This window comes from Methylotuvimicrobium sp. KM2 (assembly GCF_038051925.1).
Taxonomy (GTDB): Bacteria; Pseudomonadota; Gammaproteobacteria; order Methylococcales; family Methylomonadaceae; genus Methylotuvimicrobium.
Genome location: NZ_CP150634.1, coordinates 289,665 through 309,174, shown reverse-complemented (window position 1 = coordinate 309,174; position 19,510 = coordinate 289,665). Strand labels below are relative to the sequence as shown.

The following is a 19,510-nucleotide window of genomic DNA, read 5'->3' as shown; positions in this document are numbered from 1 at the left end:
CTATAGAACGGCCCGGACGAAGTTCGGATAACGTTTATAGTGCTTGATATAACGTTTAAGAATATCGAGAGAACGTTCATCGTCTTCGTCGAATTTAAACGGCAACCGTTTATGAATTTCGTCAGGTAGAGAGGAATATATATCTACGTCGATGGCCATTCTTTCCCTTAAAGAAAGATCGGGTAAAGCGATTTCCGAAACGACATGCCAATCCTTTGCAGTTAATTCGAAATCTTCGATTCCTGATTTCTCTATAAATTCGGACTCCTCGATTCGTTTGAGAATTATGCCGGTTAACGTAAACATGGAGTGGAAGCCGTCGTTGTATCGGAATTGACCCAACGGTTGAAATGTTAAATCTCGGCTTCCTCTCAGCCCGTTAAGAATCGCGGTTTTTGCCGCTTGAGAGATAATTCTCGCAAACCCTTCGTCGGTCATTTCACTTGTTTGCGGCGTATGGCCTGGAAAATAACGACCGAGTTTATTCTTGGCCTTCTTCAAAGCGTGCGTTTGAAAATCGTCTGTCGAATCGAAGTCTTCTTTATTGCCTAGCGTTTTTATGCTTGCATTCAACGTAACTTTGAGTACGTCGTTAGCAGACATTTTACTAGCAACGGTCTCGACTTCTTGGATCTGCCCTTGGCGATTTTTTGCGGAAGCGTAATCCAACCATACGATATAGTTCCGAGCTTCTTTTTCCTCTAAAATGTCGTCTATTTTCTGTATCAGTTCGCCGCTGTCCATTTTACGGCAATCGATTAACGACAACGGCCGATTGAACCTTTGGCGTTCGAACGTCGTTTGATCGCATTCGATCGACATTAACTTTTTTATACTTAAAGCGGAATGAATCGCCTTATGGTCTTCCAAAAATTTTCCGCCCATGGAAATATACAAATATTTCGATAAGTCGATCCAACGGTTTATATACGAAAGAATTTCTATAAAAATTTGGCGATCTACATGCTTATTGGGTCTCAGATAATAAGGAACGTGTCGCCCGCTCATTTATCGACTTCCTCTTCCTTCAGACGCTGTAAAGCGAGATCGAAGCATCTCTGACCGACTTCGGACGGTTTTGTTTTCGGGTCTTCGAATAATTCGATCGCAAGCGTAGTTATATCGTCCGCTCTGCGAGTAAAAACGATGCGCCTCAACGGATTCTTGTCCTCCGGTTGCGGTAATTTAGGAGCGTATCTTAGGGCGCTATCTATTTTTCTGACGCTAGAGAATTCGGAATTATCCATAAGCTCTAAAATTTCTCTCGGTTTCTTCGAAGTCGTATTAGCAAATGCATCATTCGTTTCTTCTTCTCGTCCTTTCCACTTGTTCGTAAAGTCGGTGAAGATTTTTAAACCTTCGGTCATATAGTCGAAAACGGTTAAATAAACCGAAGAAGATGTATCAAGCCCTCTTTTGGTCGTATTCAACGGCAAATTCAATAGCTTGTTGCTGCGAAACTCCAAGACGCCAGAGATGGAAATAAATTGCGTATGGTATCTCGGAACGGTGGCTCGCCCCCAGCCTGTCACTTGACTTTTGTCGCAATACAAAACGACTCGGTCGTTGCATATGACCGTCCATCCGGCTTCGTCGCTGGTTCTAGGTTGACGAGCCTCTTCGTCCAGCTCTTTTTCGCTGGCAAGTTTGCGCCGAAAGCCGACCGCGAGTCGAACTTCAACATCCTCGATATTAGCTTTGAATAGATACGGTTTTATCGGGGCTGCGACATCCGTTATAGCCGTTAACAACGTCAACGGAGCGCCCTCAATGGCCGGTCCGTTAAGAGTTACTTTAAAGCCTTTGTCGATAATTAAAGCGTAAAATTGAGAAATATCTTTCGATAGGTCGTCTAGAAACGATGAACTGTCTTCGTCGAACTGAAAAGCTATATTATCGTGCAATTGTTCGATAGTAATGCGGGTACCGTGTTCGGTTAAAACCTCGGTTTCGGGGTAGTGAAGCTCGAGCTCCCAATTATCCATTTCGAGCCAATCGGAAGAAATTTCTACGAAAAACTCTTTGTTTTCACCTTTTGGTTTGGATGTAACGCAGCTCTGTTTACCCATCTTAAAAAGTGCGCGTTTCATTCCGATACCGTACATGCCGACGGTGTGTATCCCCGAATCTCTATCGGGGTCGTCTCGACCCATTCTGAAGGCGTTATTTATAGCGATTTCGGTCGGAATACCCCCGCAATTATCCCAAATTTCGAATTTGTCTTTCGTGGCCGTTATTTTCGCCCAGAAGCCTTTATATGGTTTTTCGTTATTATCGGTTCCGTGCAATTGCCGTTCGATTCCGTCAACGCAATTATCGAGCAAATCGAGTATTGCGTCTTTGAGTTCGATGTCGCGCGTTAGCATAGATACGAAAAAACGCTTAGTAGGATGAGCGTTAACTTTTTCAGTCGTCATGACGGTTTCCTTTGCCCAAACAATTCGATTTCACGAATCTAAAAAACTCTTTATAGCGGTTTCCAAGTCTAGTAGGTTTTTTAATTGGCATTGCCAAATCACCATTACTTCCCAACCTAGATTTTCAAGCAGCGCCGCATTTTCCTGATCTCTTTTCCGATTCTTTTCCAATTTCGGAAGCCAATAGGCTTCGTTAGATTTCGGGGGTTTCCCTTTTTTGCAATCGTGGTAATGCCAAAAGCATCCGTGAACAAAAATTGCCTTCTTTCTACCAGGAAACACCAAGTCCGGCTTTCCGGGAAGATTCTTCGCGTGCAGCCGGTACCGATAACCTAACGAAAAAACGAGTTTCCTTACGACAAGTTCCGGTGAGGTATCCTTTCCTCGGACCTTGCTCATGATTTCGCTGCGTTTTTCTTTGCTGACTTTATCGACCAACTATTCTGCCGTTGTGTATGAAAATGCGTAGTGATGACGGAAACTTTAAAAAGTTGTATGAAAACTTAAGGTCCGCCACAGACATCAGAACACATAGAAAGCCATCGTATATACGGTGGATGTTACTTAGATTTTTCCGTTCGTTATTCCATCAAATATTTACGAAGTTGGCGTTCGCCTCGTATAACATAGAGGATATAAACAGCATAGCTTTGATCCAGCCGATAAAAAATTTGGCAAGGGTTTACGATAATTTCCCGATAGGTCAAGTTATTCAATTCCGGCGGCTTGCGACCAAATTCCGGAAACTGTTTAATCTCATACATTTTTGACTAAAACGACGAGCAGCTTCGATTTTATCAAGCGCTATGTATTCGGTAATTTCGTCTAGGTCGAAAAGAGCTGGCTCTGTCCATATTATTGGCTCTTCCGGATTTCCCGTGGTAGTTCGACAAATTAGCGACCAAGCAAATTCTTAATGAAAGAATTACATTGCTTATCAATTGCTTAAATAATATTTTCTTTTCTAATTCGGTATCGATACGCTATTACCACGGCAAGTACGGTAGAGCCATATTATTCGAACCATTGCTCATTTTTTCAACCGCTACCGCGTGAATGAAAGTTCTATTTTCGAAAACCGTTTTTTCGCACCGCGCTATCTCTTTAAGAATAGCTATCCTGGATTGCATAAGCTGATAATCGTCGACATCGATGAGATTAGCCGACGGATGACTATGTTCGGTAATCAATACAGGCTCCTTGAATTGATGACGCTCGGCAATAATCCGGGTTGCCTGATGTTTGAGAGTTGCGACAAGTACTGTTTTTATGGGGATTGATACTAAACTATCACCTCTGCTTATGCAAAACTATTCCGGTCAGGGTAAACGCACTAAAATAAATACTATATCAATATGTTCCCTGATTTCTTAGTATATTCAGTCAATTTGATTTAACTCATAGCAACCCTAGGGTGCGCGTTAAGACGGGGTTGAGCTGGCGATTATGCCGAAAAACCTCTGCAAAATCGCCTGTGAGCAAGATACAGCAGCCTCCAGGTGTTTGCCGACTCGCGCCTTTGGCGTCCCAATTCGCTCCCGGCGGATTGGCCTTTTGGATACTTTTCTTTGGACAATCAAAAACAAAATCGCCGGGAGCGATTTTGAACAGCGACAGCTAGCCCAAAGGGCGAAACCCATGGACGGGTTTCGTAGCAGTACCGCGACTGCCGTTCCGCGAATCGACTCCACATAAGCGTCGCGATAGCGTAGCCCTATAACATCTCCGAAAAAAAGTCGGATTACAGCTATTGCCTGTTCCCCGACCTACGCCTAACTCTCGTCACACTTTTCGCCCGGCATCGCTTTATCCATATCGCAGTGATCGAAATCGCATTCGGCCTCAAGCCACATTGCGTTGATGATGCCGAACGCGCAGGCAAAGCCAACGCCCAATATCCAACTGAAATACCACATAATAAATTCCTCGATTCGGTTTTAAAGCAAGCACCGCTTGTCTGTCACATCCGATTGCGCCCCGCAAAAGATACGCAATACATACCCTACAAGGCTTTCATCTTGCATCTTGCACCTTGTATCTTTCAATACCCATCGCGCTTATCTTCGTAGATCATTTTATCGATCCTCGGGCTTCCCATAACTCTGAGCCTGAGGGAGTTTGTCAGTTGTAGGCATCTAAGCGCACCTACTTACACGTAACATAGATGGGGTTGCCATGGTACGCGCAGCGTACCCAACTAAGCTTTCATCTTTCATCTTTCATCTTTCACCTTTTTAATACCACCCATGCTTGTCTTCGTTGATCATTTTCTCAGTCACCGGCCCCCACATCACCTTGTAAGCCCAGCGCGTGTACATGAGCACGATCGGCAAAAACACGACGGTAATCCAGAACGTGATGCTGAGCGTCAAATGACTCGCGCTGCCGTCCCAGATAGTCAGACTGCTGCCGGGATCGGTGCTCGAAATCAGCAGGAACGGAAACAGGCCGAAACCGACCGTGAACAATACGCCGAGCAAGCCGAAACAACTCGCGATAAACGCTGCCTTGCAGGTATGCTCGCGCGCAAGCAAATAGGCTGCCCACAAGCCTGCATAGGCGGTAATCGGCGCGAACAGCATCCACGGATGAAGGAAGAAATGCGCGAGCCAACCGCCGCTTTGTTTTTCGACCGTTTTCGCGAGCGGGTTCGAAGCGGCGTTGAAGAGCGCGTCATTCGGCAGGCGGTACACGTCCATGCCCAGCAAGACCCAAACGGCCAACAGCGTCAGCAAGCCCATGATGATCAAGCCGAATTTGGATACGAACGCCCGGGCGCGGAAATACAGCTCGCCCTCGGTGCGCCATTGCAGATAAATCGCGCCGTGCAGCATCAGCAGCAATACCGCCATCACGCCGCACAGCAGCGAGAACGGATTGAGCAGATCGAAAAAACTGCCGTCGTAAAAAGAACGCAATTCATGATTCAGATGAAACGGCACGCCGCGTATCAGATTGCCGACCAGCACGCCGAGCAAGAGTGTCGGCACCGCGCTGCCGGTGAACAACACCCAATCCCAGGTCGATCGCCATTTTGGCGACTCCAACTTGCCGCGATAATCGAATGCCGGCGGTCTCAGAAACAGCGTGAACAACACCAGAATCATTGCCAGATACAGCCCCGAGAACAGCGTCGCGTAGATCAACGGCCACACCGCGAACATCGCACCGCCCAGCGTCACCAGCCAAACTTGATTGCCCTCCCAGGTCGGACCGATCGAATTGAGCAGCACGCGGCGCTGCATGTCGTCGCGTCCGAAAAACGGCAGCAGAATGCCTATGCCCAGGTCGAAGCCGCTGCTGAGGATGAATCCCGAGATCAGCACCCCCATGAACAACCACCAAATCACGCGTAATGTTTCATAATCGAACATGCTTATCTCCTCAGTGTGCGGTTGCCGGCGTTTCGGCCGATTCGAAATAATATTTGCCGGTATGCAGACTGCTCGGTCCTAAGCGAATGAATTTAAACATCAAAAATAGCTCGACGACCAGCAACGCAGTATAGAACACCGCGAACCCGATCAGACTCAGGTACACGTCGCTTGGGCTGATTTCGGAGACGCTCAAAAAGGTCGGCAACACGCCGCTGATCGTCCACGGCTGACGGCCGTTCTCGGCGACAAACCAACCCATTTCCGAGGCGATCCATGGCAAGGGAATGCTCCAAGTCGCAAGGCGCAACAACCACTGCTGCTGTCCGGCGCGTCTCGTCGCGCAGTAATAAAAGGATGCGGCAAAAATGAACAACATCAAAAAGCCGCAGGCGACCATCACACGAAATGTCCAAAACAGTGGCGCTACTTTCGGAAGGCTGTCTTTGGCGGCCTGTTGAATCATCGCCTCGTCGGCCTGACTAACATCGTCGATATAGCGCTTCAGCAATAAGGCATGACCGAGATTGTTTTTGTGCTCTTCAAACAATGCACGCGTTTCCGGACTGGTATCGCCGCCGCGTATTTTTTCCAATTCGCGATAGGCGATCATGCCGTTGCGAATCTTGTCGATGTTTTCGGTGCGCAGCTCGGTCAAGCCTTTGACTTCTTCGTCGACCGAACGTGTCGCGATCAATCCGAGCACGTAAGGAATTTTGACCGCGAAATGCGTGGTTTCCGCTTCCTGATCCGGAAAACCGATCACGGTGAATCCGGCCGGGGCTTCGTGCGTTTCCCATTCCGACTCGATCGCGGCCAGCTTGACTTTTTGCGTCTCGCCGGCGCTGTAGCCGCTTTCATCGCCGAGCACGATCACCGACAAAATCGATGCCAAACCGAACGAGGTCGCGACCGCGAACGAGCGCCGCGCGAAGCCCAGATCCTGTCGTTTGCGCATGTACCAAGCGCTGATGCCGAGTACGAACATAGAGCCGGTCACATAGCCTGCCGCGACGGTATGTACGAATTTGACCTGAGCGACCGGGTTGAAGAACACGTCGGCGAAACTGGTCAGCTCCATGCGCAGGGTTTCGTAATTGAATTCGGCGCCGACCGGATATTGCATCCAGCCGTTCGCGATCAAGATCCACAGTGCCGACAGATTGGTGCCGAACGCCATCAGCCAGGTCACGGACAAATGCTGCACTTTCGTTAACCGATTCCAGCCGAAGAAGAACAGGCCGACCAGTGTCGATTCGAGAAAAAACGCCATCAGGCCTTCGCTGGCCAGAATCGCCCCGAAGATGTCGCCGACATAGTGCGAATAATAGGCCCAATTGGTGCCGAACTGGAACTCCAGCGTCAGTCCAGTCGTCACACCCATCGCGAAATTGATGCCGAACAACTTGCCCCAGAATTTCGCCATGTCCTTGTAGACTTCCTTGTGCGTCATCACATAGACCGATTCCATGATCGCGATGATGAAGCTCAAGCCCAACGTCAGCGGCACGAATAAAAAATGATACATGGCCGTCAATCCGAATTGCAGCCGCGACAGATTGACAACCTCTTCACCGGTAAACATGGTTCATTTCTCCCCTACGGAACTAGAAAAATCGGACGATGGGCGCTCGCCATAGAGACGAGCCGCCAAATCGGAGCGGTCCGGCGGCCTCGGTTCGGAGCGAAAAAACGCGAACCACAGTCCCCACAGCAGTAAAAATTTAACGGCAAGCACGCCAGCTAATTGACGCGTCAACGAGACTTTCATAAGGACCTCCTAAGTGCCGACTTTCGACCAGGGCCACTTGCGTCCCTTGATCAGAGCACGCCAATATAACTGCGGCAAAACGAAGCGTTTCAACAAATACAACAGTAGGCTTTCCTTGCTTTGATCGAACGGAAAGGTTTCCTGAGGTCGTAATTCATAATCGAATTCGGCCAGAATTGCCTTGCCGTATCCGGTCACCAACGGACAAGCCGTGTAGCCGTCGTAAGTCGCCGTCGGCGTTTGTCCATTGACGGCGGCCAGCAAGTTCGCGGCCAGCACCGGCGATTGCGCGCGAATCGCCGCGGCGGTTTTCGAGGTCGGCAGACCCGCGCAATCGCCGATCGCGAACACATTATCGAATCGCTTGTGCCGCAACGAAGCCTTGTCGACGTCGACCCAGCCCTCGGCATTCGCCAACGCGCTGTTCTTGATCACATCGGGTGCGCTCATCGGCGGCACGACATGCAACAAATCGTAATCTACCCGCTGTTCCTCGCCGTTTTCGCTATTTTCGAACAGTGCCTGGCGATTTTCGGCATCGACCGATTTCAGGCGCATATTGAAATGCGCTGCGATATCACGCGGCTCGACGCATTGACGAATCAACGCATCGGCGTATTTCTTGACGCTGAAGATCGTCGGTGTCGCGCAAAAATAACTGACTCGGGTTTTATCACGAACACTGGCCTTGCGGAAATATTCCTCGGCCAGATACAGGATCTTTTGCGGCGCGCCGGCGCATTTGATCGGCGGCGGAGGAAACGTAAATACAGCATGTCCGCCCTTGAAATTTCGAATTAATTCCCAAGTCTGCTCGGAGCCTGAAAAATCGTAGATGCTGCAGATTCCCTGTTGACCCAAACGCTCGGGCAGTCCCGAAATCTTGTGCCAATCGATCTGCAAGCCCAGCGCCACGACCAGAGTATCGTAGCCGATCGTCTGCCCGTCTTCGGTTTGTAATTGATTAAGTTCCGGTTGAAACCCCGTGACAGAGGTCTTCAACCATTTGACCCCGGATGGAATCATGTCCGCCATAGGCCGAATGGATAATTCGTGATCGACGATACCGGCCCCGGCTAAGGTCCAGAAGGGTTGATAAACGTGCCGCGAAGACGGTTCGATCAATGCGACCTCAAGGCCAAGCGCCGCCAGCCGCGCCGCGATCGACAATCCGCCGGGGCCGCCGCCGGCGACGACAATACGGTGATGTTGCGTTGTTGTGCTCATAAGCCCTCATCTGCTGTAAAAATCGCAAGATGTCCGCGTCTTTCCCGACAAGACATGACTGCAGCGAGCAAAATATCGCAAGCCTTTGATAAGCATGCATGATTAGCCGACGGACCGTTCATCATCCCGATTTCTCGGTCCTGTTTGATTCGGATTATAGGTCCGTATATTAGAGATGTCTAATATATTTTGAATCCTTCTCACCCCCTCCCAAAAAAACACTTCATTTTTGCATCGAGACAAGCATATAAATGTATTCGGGCAACTTAATTTGAATACTATCTTGACGCAATGTCCATAACTTTGCGACATTGTTAACAAAATAATCCTCAGCCGGGAGACTTCTCGTGACCGATATCGCTCAGATTCCCCATTGGGAACACTTCGAACACAAGGCCGATATCGGCATTCGCGGCATTGCGCCAACGCTCGAAGAAGCTTTCGAGCAAGCCGCACTGGCGATGACATCGGTTATCTGCGACCTGGACTCGATTCAAGAGCATCAATCGATTGAAACATCCTGTCAAGCGGACGATATCGAGTTTTTATTTCTGGATTGGATCAATGAATTGATTTATCTGATGGCTGTCAAAGGCTTATTGTTCAAGCGTTTTCAGGTCGTGATCAATGGCAACACTCTAATCGCGACGGCTTCCGGCGAACCAACCGATCCCGCAAGACACCAACCCGCCGTCGAAATCAAGGGCGCGACCTTGACCGAACTTGCCGTACGCCAAACCGAAGACGGGATTTGGCTAGCTCAATGCGTGGTGGATGTATGAATTCGACAATACGCCACCACATTCTGCATACAAGGTAAAACCGATGGACATCAAACAATTCATTCAACGCGATGAAACGTGCTGGGAGATTCCTGCGAAGGGCCCGATGCGGGTACCGGCGATTATTTATGCCGACTCCGGATTGCTGGAAGCGATGGATCAAAAGGTCTATGAACAGATCACCAATGTCGCGACGCTGCCCGGTATCGTCGAAGCGGCCTATGCGATGCCCGACGCGCATTGGGGCTACGGTTTTCCGATCGGCGGCGTCGCGGCGTTCGACGCGGACCAAGGCGGCGTGATTTCAGCCGGCGGAGTCGGTTTCGATATTTCCTGCGGCGTACGCACGCTGCATACCGGCCTGACGATGAACGACTTGCAAGGCGTCAAAAAAGACCTAGCCGACGCACTCTACCGCACCGTGCCGGCCGGGGTCGGCAGCCGCGGACGCATTCATTTGAATCACGACGAAATGCGCGCGATGCTGTCCGGCGGCGCGCAATGGGCCGTCAAACAAGGTTTCGGCGAAGCGCGCGATCTTGAATTCATCGAGGAACGCGGCCGCGTCGACGGCGCCGAACCGAACGATGTCTCGCCGCGCGCCCGTGAACGGCAAAAAGACGAAATGGGCACGCTCGGCTCCGGCAATCATTATCTCGAAGTGCAGCGCGTCGCCGAAATTTTCGATCGAGAAGTCGCTAAAGCCTACCGGCTCGAGATCGATGCGATCGTGATCAGCATACATTGCGGTTCGCGGGGTCTAGGCCATCAGATCGGTACCGAGTTTTTGAAGGACATGGCGCTTGCGGCGTCTCAATACCATATCACCCTACCCGACCGAGAATTGGCCTGCGCGCCGCTGAATTCGCCGCTGGGCAAGCGCTATCTCGGTGCGATGCGCGCCGGCATCAACTGCGCACTCGCGAACCGCCAAATCATCACGCATTTGACACGCCAAGCGATGAACGAAATTTTTCCGGGCATTTCAATCGACCTGCTCTACGACGTCTCGCACAACACCTGCAAGCAGGAACGCCATATCGTCGGAGGTGTGGCACAGACAGTCTTCGTCCATCGCAAAGGCGCGACTCGAGCCTTCGGCCCCGGCCATGCCGATTTGCCGACCGAATACAGGCATGCCGGCCAACCGGTCTTGATAGGCGGTTCGATGGGAACCAGCTCCTACATCCTGTGCGGCACGAAACAGGCCGAGCAACGCTCGTTCAGTTCGGCCTGCCACGGCGCGGGACGGGCAATGAGCCGCCGCCAGGCCACTAAACAGTGGCACGGACGGGCGTTGGTCGATCAATTGGCCGAACAAGGCATTCTGATTCGCAGCCCATCATTACGAGGCATCGCGGAAGAGGCGCCGGCCGCTTACAAAGACGTCAGTGCGGTCGTCAACGCCGCCGACAAGGCGGGTCTTGCAAAAAAAATCGCGCGCCTCGAGCCTGTCATTTGCATCAAGGGCTAACGTGGCCAAGCTTTATATCGGCACCAGCGGTTGGAGTTACCGGCATTGGCGCGACTGTTTTTATCAAAAGACAAAACAAAAAGCTTGGCTCAGGTTTTATGCCGAACGATTCAACGCCGTCGAAATCAACGGCACCTTCTATCGACTGCAAAAAGCGTCGACATTCGAAAAATGGCATGCCGAAACACCGGATTCGTTCAGATTCGCACTGAAAGCAAATCGTTATCTGACGCATAACAAAAAACTCAGGGATCCCAAGGATTCTGTCTTGCTCGAGAAACAGCATGCCTTGCCGCTGGCCGAAAAACTGTCGGCCATACTTTGGCAATTGCCTCAGTCGTTAAATAAGGACCTCGACCGATTGAACGATTTCATCGAGGCATTGAAACAATGGCCGGAAGTCGATCATGTCATTGAATTCAGACACGAATCCTGGTTCGACGACGAAACCTCTGAGATTTTATCCGCTTCCCATATCGCTTCTTGCCTCTCCGATTCGGCTTCCTGGCCGCTATGGAAACATGCGGTCGGCAATCACGTTTACATCCGTTTACACGGCCACCCCGAAACCTATGTCTCCAGCTATAGTCATGACGAATTGACGCAATGGGCGAAAACGACTGCCGAATATTTGCAACAAGACCGAACCGTACACGTTTATTTCAACAATGATGCGGAGTGCGCCGCGCCGTTCAATGCATTGACTCTGCAAGCTCTATTGCAGCATCGCTCCTGGATTTAAATCAACTCAATAACTCCTCGCTCTATTTTTTTAACCGAAAACTGTTCGCTCGGTTATCATATTCCGTCATAGTTGTTGATGTTGGTTTTGCATGAAAACGAGGTTTTTTATTTTTTTTGTGTTGTTGTGGCTAGGACTCAACAGCATTTCATTATTGCTTCAAGTCTATAACGCTCAAGATACCGCCAAAAAAATCGCTTTCTCGCAAGGCAAGCTGTTTTTTCAACATATCGTCACGATGCGGCATTGGAATGCCCAACACGGCGGCGTCTATGTAGCGATTACCGAAAATACCCTTCCCAATCCTTACTTGGATATTCCCGGACGCGATATCGTTACTCTCGACGGACGTCGGCTAACTTTGATCAACCCGGCTTATATGACGCGTCAATTGGCTGAACTGGAACACGACAAATCCAGGATTCAATTCCATATAACCAGCCTTCATCCGAAACGCCCGGAAAATAAAGCGGACGACTGGGAAACAAATGCGCTATTGGCATTTGAAGAAGGCGACTCCGTTTTTATGGATATCGCAACCTTGCATGACGAGCCGTTTTACCGCTACATGGAACCCCTGAAAATTACTGAAGACTGTCTGCGTTGCCATCAAAATTATCAAATCGGCGACATCCGGGGCGGCATTAGCGTCAGCATCCCCAAGACCAAGATTATCCCTTATGTCGAAAACCAGTTAAGCCATATCTATTTGCTGCATGCCGTAATCGCATCACTCGGCGTTATGTTGTTAATCGTTTTTCACTACACCGAGCGACTCACCAAAAAACAGCTAATTCGAGCAAAATCCAAATTACACCTGGCTTACATCGATTCGTTGACCCGCTTGCCGAACCGGCGTTATTACGATCAGTATGTGCAAAAAGAATGGCAACGTGCATTGCGTCATCAATATCCCTTATCGATAATCATGCTCGATATCGATTATTTCAAGAATTACAACGATGCCGAGGGCCATCCTGCCGGCGACCAATGTCTGATCGAATTAGCCAAAGTACTTAAACTATTTTCCAAGCGCTCGGACGATTTCGTTTGCCGGTACGGCGGTGAAGAGTTTTGCGTGGTTACGGCTTGTAATGCAGAGCAAAGCCAATCGTTGGCCGAGAAGCTGAGAGACGCCGTCGAAAAAAGACGATTAAGGCACCCGAATTCGCCCGTGTCTCATTATGTGACATTGAGTCTGGGAGTTGCCACGGTCATTCCAAAAGATTCGCTAAGCGCTGCCCGTTTGCTCGATTTTGCCGACAAGGCGTTATATCTAGCTAAACAAAACGGCAGAAATCGCGTTGAACAATTCGATCAGAAACAGATCGACGATGCACAAAAGGCAACGACTGGCGGGATCTAGGCTCTATTGCAGGAAAAAATAATTAGCCTTACATGGCGCTTAAACTCGTATCTCGACGTAAGTATTTTCACCCCGTTAGCAACTTACCGCAATTCATGCGTAAAACTGTTCCTCACCTTTGAAAAAGAGGGATTGAGGGAGAATTATTTAAAAAATCTCCCATAGCCCCTCTTTTTCAAAGAGAGGGACTAAATATTTACATCTTGACGGGTATAAAGCTTTGGCTGGAGTAACTGGCTGATTAAGCCAAATTTTTTAATAGTAATACTGCTTCGGCGCTCTACCCTTTTTCTCGATGACTTTCGGTTCCTTATATTTTCCTTCTTCCTTGACAATCGATTCGACCTGACACTGAAACCGCCAATCGTCACCGAAGTCGTAATGAAAAACAAAGGTCATGCCTTCGTGTATCGGCATTTCTCCGAGAGTCATATCATCGGCCCAATAATCGCCGTCCTCGACGAAAGGATGTACGACCGTCTCGTTTATTACCAGTTCGTTTTTATAGACAAACTCATACAAGGGAGTAGCGAGCAGCCTGAATGAAACGTAGTGGATTTCGGAATAACTCGAGCCGCTTTCTCCCCGGATTCCGCGAGCTCCATCCGGGCTACTCGCTGTCCGAATGAGCGCTTTTTGAAGAATCAGGACGAAAAAAGACGCTTGTCGGGTTCGAAATCGAGGCGGCGCGCTCGTTTAACGACACCTGCGAAAGCCGGGTGTTTGGGATTGACGATGAAATTCCATTCACGGGGTACGATGACGCTCGGCGCCGCCAAGGCCAATTCGGAGCCTTCGAACAACCAGGCGTCGCCGATTGCGGCGGTTTCCGGCGGCGCCGGTTCGTCGCGCCAACAGGCCGGCAATTTTTCGGCATCGAGATAGACGACATCTTGTTTCGGTAAGTGCAGTTCGAACAATGCGTAATGCGTCAAAAATTGCTGTTTGTCGAGATGAACCAGTATTTCCAGTATCGCGAGCGATTCGGAGCCGGCCAGATAGACGCAAGGCTTGCCTCGGCTGTTCCAGCGCCCGCCGTAACGTTTCGCGCCTTCGCCGTCGAAAGCGCTATCCGCCCATTTTTGTTTGACGATTCGATAAGATTTTACGCCGCTCAAACGAATACGCCCTGCTCGAGTCTGCCGATCAAATCCAAAACCGCCTCGGTTTCGGCGGTCGTGGCCAACATGTCGATCGGCCGCCGCCCGCCCAAACCGAGCGCAGGTTTATTAAGCCACTCGCGCGCCGCATCCAGATCGCCTTCGAATAAATCGACGGTCGCCTTGAGCAGTTCGGCCAATCGATAAAGACGGTCACTCTCTTGCTGGTTGAAACGCCCGGCCTTTGCGCGCCGTTGCAGCGTCGCGGGTGCAATCAGCGCGTATTTAGCGAGTTCTTTCTTCTCGAGACCGGTAAGATCGGCGAGTTTGCCGTACACGCTAAACGACAGGCCTTTATGCAAGGCATCATGAAGCTTAGCGCCCCGCGCCGGCATCCCGATCCTGCGCCAAAAATCGAATTCGTCTTGAATTTCCGGATTGTATGCCTTCAAAATAGCCGTCATCGCGACTCCTCACTATCAATTGATTATCTCGGAATATATCAACCTGTCTTCCAACCGTCAAACAAGTCCTATTCAAATCGACCCTATTCTTCAATGAATCGGCTCTAATGTCACATGGCCGCCGATGTCTACTAACAAACCGCTATCGAACCGTCCCGGCTCCTTAGAGAATAAATTGGCCGTACCGCAAGCCACGCCCAGTTTCAACGCGGCCTCCGCATCCAACCCGCGCCACGCCGCGACCGCCAAACCGGCCACCAGCGCATCGCCGCAGCCGACGCGACTGACGATTTGTTCCGGTGCTGTATTAAAATAAGCCGATATCGTCATGTTCTCGTAGGCGGCTATGCAGCCGTGCTCGCCTCGCGAAACATAAACCCGTTGAATGCCTTGACCGACCAGTTCCCTCGCAGCCTCGGCGATACTGCGTTCGTCCGGCAAGGACTTGCCGAGCAAGGCTTCGAGTTCTTGTTGATTCGGCTTGATCGCATCGGGCTTGGCTTCGATGCCGCGACTCAAGCCGGGGCCGCTGGCATCCAAAAAGGTCGTCATCCCTCGTTCGCGGCAGACTTCGATGAGATTTCGATAGACTTCATCCGGCGCACCAGGCGGCAAACTGCCGGAAATAATCACGATAGCGCCGGGCTCGGCATGAGACTCGACGGTTTCGCACAAGCGGCGGCAATCGTCTTGCGTCACGCGAAACCCTGCGGTTCGGATATGGGTTTCCCGGCCGCTCGCCGAATCATGCAAGGTAATGTTGATGCGCGTCTTGCCGAAAACCTCGGTCAAATCGGTTTTAAACCACTCGGTTTGCAAGGCATGAAATGTATCGATCGAGCGCGCTCCCGCAAAACCCAAACATAAAACGGCATGCCCCAGCGACTCGATAGCCTTTGCGACATTGATGCCTTTGCCGCAGGCGAATTCCTCGGCGCGTTCGGCCGACAGCGTTTCGCCAAGCGCAAAACTTTCGACTTCGAGCAAGAGATCGATCGCCGTATTGGCGGTCACGGTCATGATTTTCGTCATGGCCGACCACTCAAACCCGTTTAAAAATCAATGAGGTATTAATGCCTCCGAACGCAAAATTGTTGCTCATCACATAGTCGCATTCGAGCCTGCGCACAGCCCCTTGAATATAATCGAGCTCCGCGCATTTAGGGTCTATAGCGTCCAAATTTGCGGTTGGATGGAACCAGCCTTCTTTCATCATCCGGACCGCCGTCCAGGCTTCGATCGAACCGCAAGCGCCGAGCGTATGGCCGGTATAACTTTTCATCGAGCTGATCGGAATCTTGTTGCCCAATACGGCCGTCGTGGCATGACTTTCGGCGATGTCGCCCAACTCGGTCGCGGTGCCGTGCGCGCTGACATAACCGATTGCCGCAGGATCCAGACCCGAGTCTTGCAGTGCCAATTGCATCGCGACTTGCATGCTGGCGCTGTCCGGTTGAGTGACATGCAAACCGTCGCAGTTGGTGCCGAAACCGACGATCTCGGCATGAATCGTCGCCCCCCGACTCAAGGCATGCTCGCGTTCTTCCAGAATGAAGGTGCCGCCGCCTTCGCCGATGACTAGCCCGTCGCGGTCGCGGTCGAACGGGCGCGGCGATTTATCCGGTTCGTCGTTGCGCAGACTGGTCGCGAACAAGGTATCGAATACCGCCGCTTGCGAGGCGGACAATTCGTCGCTGCCACCGGCAATCATCACGGTTTGCTGTCCGTATTTAATCGCTTCGTAGGCATAACCGATACCCTGACTGCTCGATGTGCAGGCGCTCGAGGTCGGAATGATGCGACCGTTGACGCCGAAATGCAGACTAATATTGACCGGGCAAGTATGTCCCATCATGCGGATATAAGATGTCGCATTCAAGCCACCCTTGTCGAAATTCAGCAGCATCTTGGTAAAGTCGATCAAGCCGTCGAAACTGCCGGACGAACTGCCGTAAGAAACGCCGGTGCGACCGCTTTTCAAAACCGGGTCATCCAATAATCCGGCATCCTGCAAGGCCAATTCGGTGGCATAGGCCGCCAGCATCGCGACCCGGCCCATGCCCCGCACTTGTTTGCGCGAATAATGCGCGGGCCGCGCGAAATCGACCGGGCCGCCGAGACGGGTGTTCAAGCCGTTGTATTTATCCCAGTCGTCCATCCGACGAATGCCGGTCTTTTGCGCTTTCAGATTATCGGCTACCGTCGTCCAATCGTTGCCGATCGGCGTGATCGCCGCCATGCCCGTTACCACGACGCGTTTCATCAGCATAGCCCTCCGTTGACCGAAATCACCTGCCGAGTGATATACGCAGCTTCCTCGGACAATAAAAACCCGACCGTGGCCGCGACTTCATCGGCCGAGCCGACCCGGCGCATCGGAATCATTTTCTTGATTTCATCGAGCGGCAATTCGTCGAGCATCTCGGTATCGATCAAGCCCGGCGCGACACAATTGACCGTGATATTGCGCTTGGCCAGTTCAAGCGCCAACGCCTTGGTCGCGCCGATGATACCGGCCTTCGCGGCGCTGTAATTGACCTGGCCGCGATTGCCGATCAGCCCCGAAACCGACGACAGCGTGACGATACGGCCCGGTTTGCGCCGCCGAATCATCGGCATGATCGCAGGATTCAAGACATTATAAAAACCGTCCAGATTGGTATGCACGACACTGTCCCATTCCTCGCCGGTCAGGGCAGGAAAAGCGTTGTCAGCGTTCACGCCGGCATTGCAGACCACGCCGTAATAAGCGCCGTGTTCGTCGATATCTTGCTCGATAGCCGCACTGCATTGCTTGCGGTCCGCCAGATCGAATTGCAAAATACGCGCCGCGCGGCCGATTGCCTCGATTTCCCGAACGACTTGCTCGGCCTCGCTTCGGCGACTGCGGCAATGCACGACCAGATCGTAACCCTTGCGCGCCAGATACAACGCGATCGCCTTGCCGATGCCCCGGCTGGAGCCCGTCACTAATACTGTTTCATTCATGCTGCTTCTTTAGTAAGTGTCCAAAATTTATTTCCCGATTTGGCTAGTATCAGGTAGCGCCGGAAGAAGTGTGCGCGGCATGGACGCCGCGCCCAAGCCTATAGGGATATATTCACGGCGTCTTCTGGAAGCGTTACCTGATACTGGCCGATAAAACCGGGTAATTATTTTGAAACAATTACTTAGTTCGTGATGACCCGATTGATTGCCGTATCGGGTTGATAAACGCTCAGTTTAGCCGAAATTTCCACGCCGTCGTCGTCCACGCGGCAATCGAAAACGCCCAAGCCTTGATCCTGTATGAGGCGCTTGACCGTCACGGTCAGCACTGCCCCGGCGGCAAGCCGGCTCACATTGCAATAATAACGCCGCGTGCCCAACAAAAACCCGGGATTGAGCGGTTTGCCCGCCAAGCGGCACATCAAGCCGCCATGCGCCGCCACCGTTTGCGCCATGTATTCGATACCCAACCAAGCCGGAACGCCGGTGTTGTCGCCGAACAGACCGTCGCCGCGCACGGTTACTTGCGCACTCATCGACTCGTCGTCGTAGCTCAGCACACAATCCAACAACATCATCTTGCCGGCATGCGGCAATAATTGCTCTATCGAATAAGCGATCATACACGCGACACGACAATCGAAATATTATTGCCGCCGAAAGCGAAAGAATTGCTCTGGCAATGTTCGATACGCCGGCCTAAAACTTGCCCCGCCTGCACTAAATTCAAGGACGGCAACGAGTCGTCCAACGCATCGCCGTTGACGTTCGGCGGCAACGAGACTTCTTCATCATCGCTATTCAGCAGCAACCAACACAGACCCAGCTCGAGTGCGCCGGCCGCGCCCAAGGCGTGCCCGGTCATGCCTTTGGTCGAACTGGCCGCGACCGAACGGCCGAAGACTTCGGCAACCGCCGCGCTTTCCATTGCATCGTTCAACGGCGTGGCCGTTCCATGTAGATTAATATAATCTATTTGCTTAGGCCTCATCCCAGCCTCAATCAATGCCGTTTGCATCGCCTTAACCACGGCCTCGCCGCCGGGGTCGGGCGCGGAAAAATGATAGGCGTCGCTGCTGGCACCGATTCCTGCGAGCCTGACGGGGCCTTCATCCCGGCTCAAGACGAACAAGGCTGCGGCTTCCGATAAATTGATGCCGTCCCGGTGCTTGCCGAAAGGCTTGCACAAGCCCGCCGATACCGACTCCAAGGCCGCGAAACCGTTCACGGTGAAGCGGCACAGACTATCCGCGCCGCCGACGATGACGGCATCGCAAATATCCAACTCGATCAATCTTCGAGCCGAAGCGAAAGCCCGGCCGCTGGAAGAGCAGGCCGTCGATACCGAATAGGCCGGTCCTTTCAAATCGAGCCGGTGCGCCAAAAAATCGGCTCCGCCGGCCAATTGCTGTTGCTTGTAATGAAATCCGGACGGTTTTTCGAGACCGCCGGCCACCGCGGCAATCGCCAGCTCGGTATTTCTGACGCCGGAAGTGCTGGTGCCGATCACCACGCCGATTCGATCCGCGCGGTATTTCCGTTTGATGCGCTCGACGCCCGCCTGAATTTGGCTCAAGGCCGCGAGTAACAAGCGATTGTTTTTGCAATCGTAAACGCTGTATCGTTTTTCGATTTCGGGCAGTTCGGCACGAATCTCGCCGACATAAAGCGGCTTACCCGGCGAGTATTCATCGGTCTTGGTCAAGCCGGAACGGTCTCCCGCCAGCAATCTCGACAACATTTCGGAACCATTGCTACCGGCCGCAGATAGGATACCGAGATCATTGAGATATAGGGTCATTTTC

At 51.5% G+C, this 19,510-nt stretch carries 22 protein-coding genes; 4 read left to right on the top strand and 18 right to left on the bottom strand.

From position 1 onward, the window contains the following. The 10 genes from WJM45_RS01380 to WJM45_RS01335 form a co-directional block, all read right to left on the bottom strand. On the bottom strand, positions 1–1,008 hold the full coding sequence (locus WJM45_RS01380) for an O-methyltransferase (RefSeq protein WP_341327217.1): 1,008 nt from the start codon (positions 1,006–1,008) through the stop codon (positions 1–3). Continuing rightward, positions 1,005–2,417, bottom strand: coding sequence for an ATP-binding protein (locus tag WJM45_RS01375; RefSeq protein ID WP_341327216.1), 1,413 nt, complete (start codon positions 2,415–2,417; stop codon positions 1,005–1,007). Before WJM45_RS01375 ends, WJM45_RS01380 begins: the two co-directional genes overlap by 4 nt. 30 nt (positions 2,418–2,447) lie before the next feature. Beyond that, entirely contained in the window at positions 2,448–2,855 is a 408-nt protein-coding gene (locus WJM45_RS01370) for a very short patch repair endonuclease (protein ID WP_341327215.1), read from the bottom strand. 143 nt (positions 2,856–2,998) lie between these two features. Next, positions 2,999–3,181 carry a type II toxin-antitoxin system RelE/ParE family toxin gene (locus tag WJM45_RS01365; protein ID WP_341327214.1) on the bottom strand — a complete coding sequence of 61 codons (183 nt, stop codon included), beginning with the start codon at positions 3,179–3,181 and terminating at the stop codon, positions 2,999–3,001. A gap of 222 nt (positions 3,182–3,403) precedes the next feature. Then, positions 3,404–3,688, bottom strand: a complete 285-nt coding sequence (locus WJM45_RS01360) for a type II toxin-antitoxin system prevent-host-death family antitoxin (RefSeq protein WP_341328899.1) — start codon at positions 3,686–3,688, stop codon at positions 3,404–3,406. A gap of 501 nt (positions 3,689–4,189) precedes the next feature. Beyond that, positions 4,190–4,333: a cytochrome bd-I oxidase subunit CydX gene (gene cydX, locus WJM45_RS01355; protein WP_014146785.1), complete on the bottom strand. Its 144-nt coding sequence runs from the start codon at positions 4,331–4,333 to the stop codon at positions 4,190–4,192. 318 nt (positions 4,334–4,651) lie between these two features. Next, positions 4,652–5,791: a cytochrome d ubiquinol oxidase subunit II gene (cydB, locus tag WJM45_RS01350; RefSeq protein WP_341327213.1), complete on the bottom strand. Its 1,140-nt coding sequence runs from the start codon at positions 5,789–5,791 to the stop codon at positions 4,652–4,654. A 10-nt stretch (positions 5,792–5,801) separates the two neighbouring features. Beyond that, on the bottom strand, positions 5,802–7,376 hold the full coding sequence (locus WJM45_RS01345) for a cytochrome ubiquinol oxidase subunit I (RefSeq protein ID WP_341327212.1): 1,575 nt from the start codon (positions 7,374–7,376) through the stop codon (positions 5,802–5,804). A gap of 3 nt (positions 7,377–7,379) precedes the next feature. Next, complete coding sequence (gene cydP / locus WJM45_RS01340) at positions 7,380–7,562, bottom strand: cytochrome oxidase putative small subunit CydP (RefSeq protein WP_341327211.1); 183 nt, start codon at positions 7,560–7,562, stop codon at positions 7,380–7,382. A 9-nt stretch (positions 7,563–7,571) separates the two neighbouring features. After that, complete coding sequence (locus tag WJM45_RS01335) at positions 7,572–8,789, bottom strand: FAD/NAD(P)-binding oxidoreductase (protein WP_341327210.1); 1,218 nt, start codon at positions 8,787–8,789, stop codon at positions 7,572–7,574. 347 nt (positions 8,790–9,136) lie between these two features. On the opposite strand from WJM45_RS01335, the gene WJM45_RS01330 reads away from it, so the two are divergent. The 4 genes from WJM45_RS01330 to WJM45_RS01315 all read left to right on the top strand — a co-directional run bounded on the left by WJM45_RS01330 (position 9,137) and on the right by WJM45_RS01315 (position 13,153). Beyond that, entirely contained in the window at positions 9,137–9,571 is a 435-nt protein-coding gene (locus tag WJM45_RS01330; protein ID WP_341327209.1) for an archease, read from the top strand. A 43-nt stretch (positions 9,572–9,614) separates the two neighbouring features. Further along, positions 9,615–11,045, top strand: coding sequence for an RtcB family protein (locus WJM45_RS01325; protein WP_341327208.1), 1,431 nt, complete (start codon positions 9,615–9,617; stop codon positions 11,043–11,045). A 1-nt stretch (position 11,046) separates the two neighbouring features. Further along, positions 11,047–11,787, top strand: a complete 741-nt coding sequence (locus WJM45_RS01320; RefSeq protein WP_341327207.1) for a DUF72 domain-containing protein — start codon at positions 11,047–11,049, stop codon at positions 11,785–11,787. 91 nt (positions 11,788–11,878) lie between these two features. Beyond that, positions 11,879–13,153 carry a diguanylate cyclase gene (locus WJM45_RS01315; protein ID WP_341327206.1) on the top strand — a complete coding sequence of 425 codons (1,275 nt, stop codon included), beginning with the start codon at positions 11,879–11,881 and terminating at the stop codon, positions 13,151–13,153. A 255-nt stretch (positions 13,154–13,408) separates the two neighbouring features. Here WJM45_RS01315 and WJM45_RS01310 read toward each other — a convergent pair whose 3' ends face one another. The 8 genes from WJM45_RS01310 to WJM45_RS01275 all read right to left on the bottom strand — a co-directional run bounded on the left by WJM45_RS01310 (position 13,409) and on the right by WJM45_RS01275 (position 19,506). Further along, entirely contained in the window at positions 13,409–13,675 is a 267-nt protein-coding gene (locus WJM45_RS01310; RefSeq protein ID WP_341327205.1) for a hypothetical protein, read from the bottom strand. A gap of 122 nt (positions 13,676–13,797) precedes the next feature. Next, entirely contained in the window at positions 13,798–14,271 is a 474-nt protein-coding gene (locus WJM45_RS01305; protein ID WP_341327204.1) for an RES family NAD+ phosphorylase, read from the bottom strand. Continuing rightward, entirely contained in the window at positions 14,268–14,717 is a 450-nt protein-coding gene (locus WJM45_RS01300; RefSeq protein ID WP_341327203.1) for an antitoxin Xre/MbcA/ParS toxin-binding domain-containing protein, read from the bottom strand. Before WJM45_RS01300 ends, WJM45_RS01305 begins: the two co-directional genes overlap by 4 nt. A 90-nt stretch (positions 14,718–14,807) precedes the next feature. Then, entirely contained in the window at positions 14,808–15,749 is a 942-nt protein-coding gene (locus WJM45_RS01295; RefSeq protein ID WP_341327202.1) for a 1-phosphofructokinase family hexose kinase, read from the bottom strand. A gap of 10 nt (positions 15,750–15,759) precedes the next feature. Continuing rightward, positions 15,760–16,986, bottom strand: a complete 1,227-nt coding sequence (locus WJM45_RS01290) for a beta-ketoacyl-ACP synthase (protein ID WP_341327201.1) — start codon at positions 16,984–16,986, stop codon at positions 15,760–15,762. Then, positions 16,980–17,705: a 3-oxoacyl-ACP reductase FabG gene (fabG, locus tag WJM45_RS01285; RefSeq protein ID WP_341327200.1), complete on the bottom strand. Its 726-nt coding sequence runs from the start codon at positions 17,703–17,705 to the stop codon at positions 16,980–16,982. Before fabG ends, WJM45_RS01290 begins: the two co-directional genes overlap by 7 nt. 182 nt (positions 17,706–17,887) lie before the next feature. Next, positions 17,888–18,328: a hotdog family protein gene (locus WJM45_RS01280; protein ID WP_341327199.1), complete on the bottom strand. Its 441-nt coding sequence runs from the start codon at positions 18,326–18,328 to the stop codon at positions 17,888–17,890. Further along, a complete protein-coding gene (locus WJM45_RS01275) occupies positions 18,325–19,506 on the bottom strand; it encodes a beta-ketoacyl-ACP synthase (protein WP_341327198.1) in 1,182 nt (393 codons plus the stop codon). The genes WJM45_RS01280 and WJM45_RS01275 overlap by 4 nt, the downstream gene beginning before the upstream one ends. Positions 19,507–19,510 lie beyond the last annotated feature (4 nt).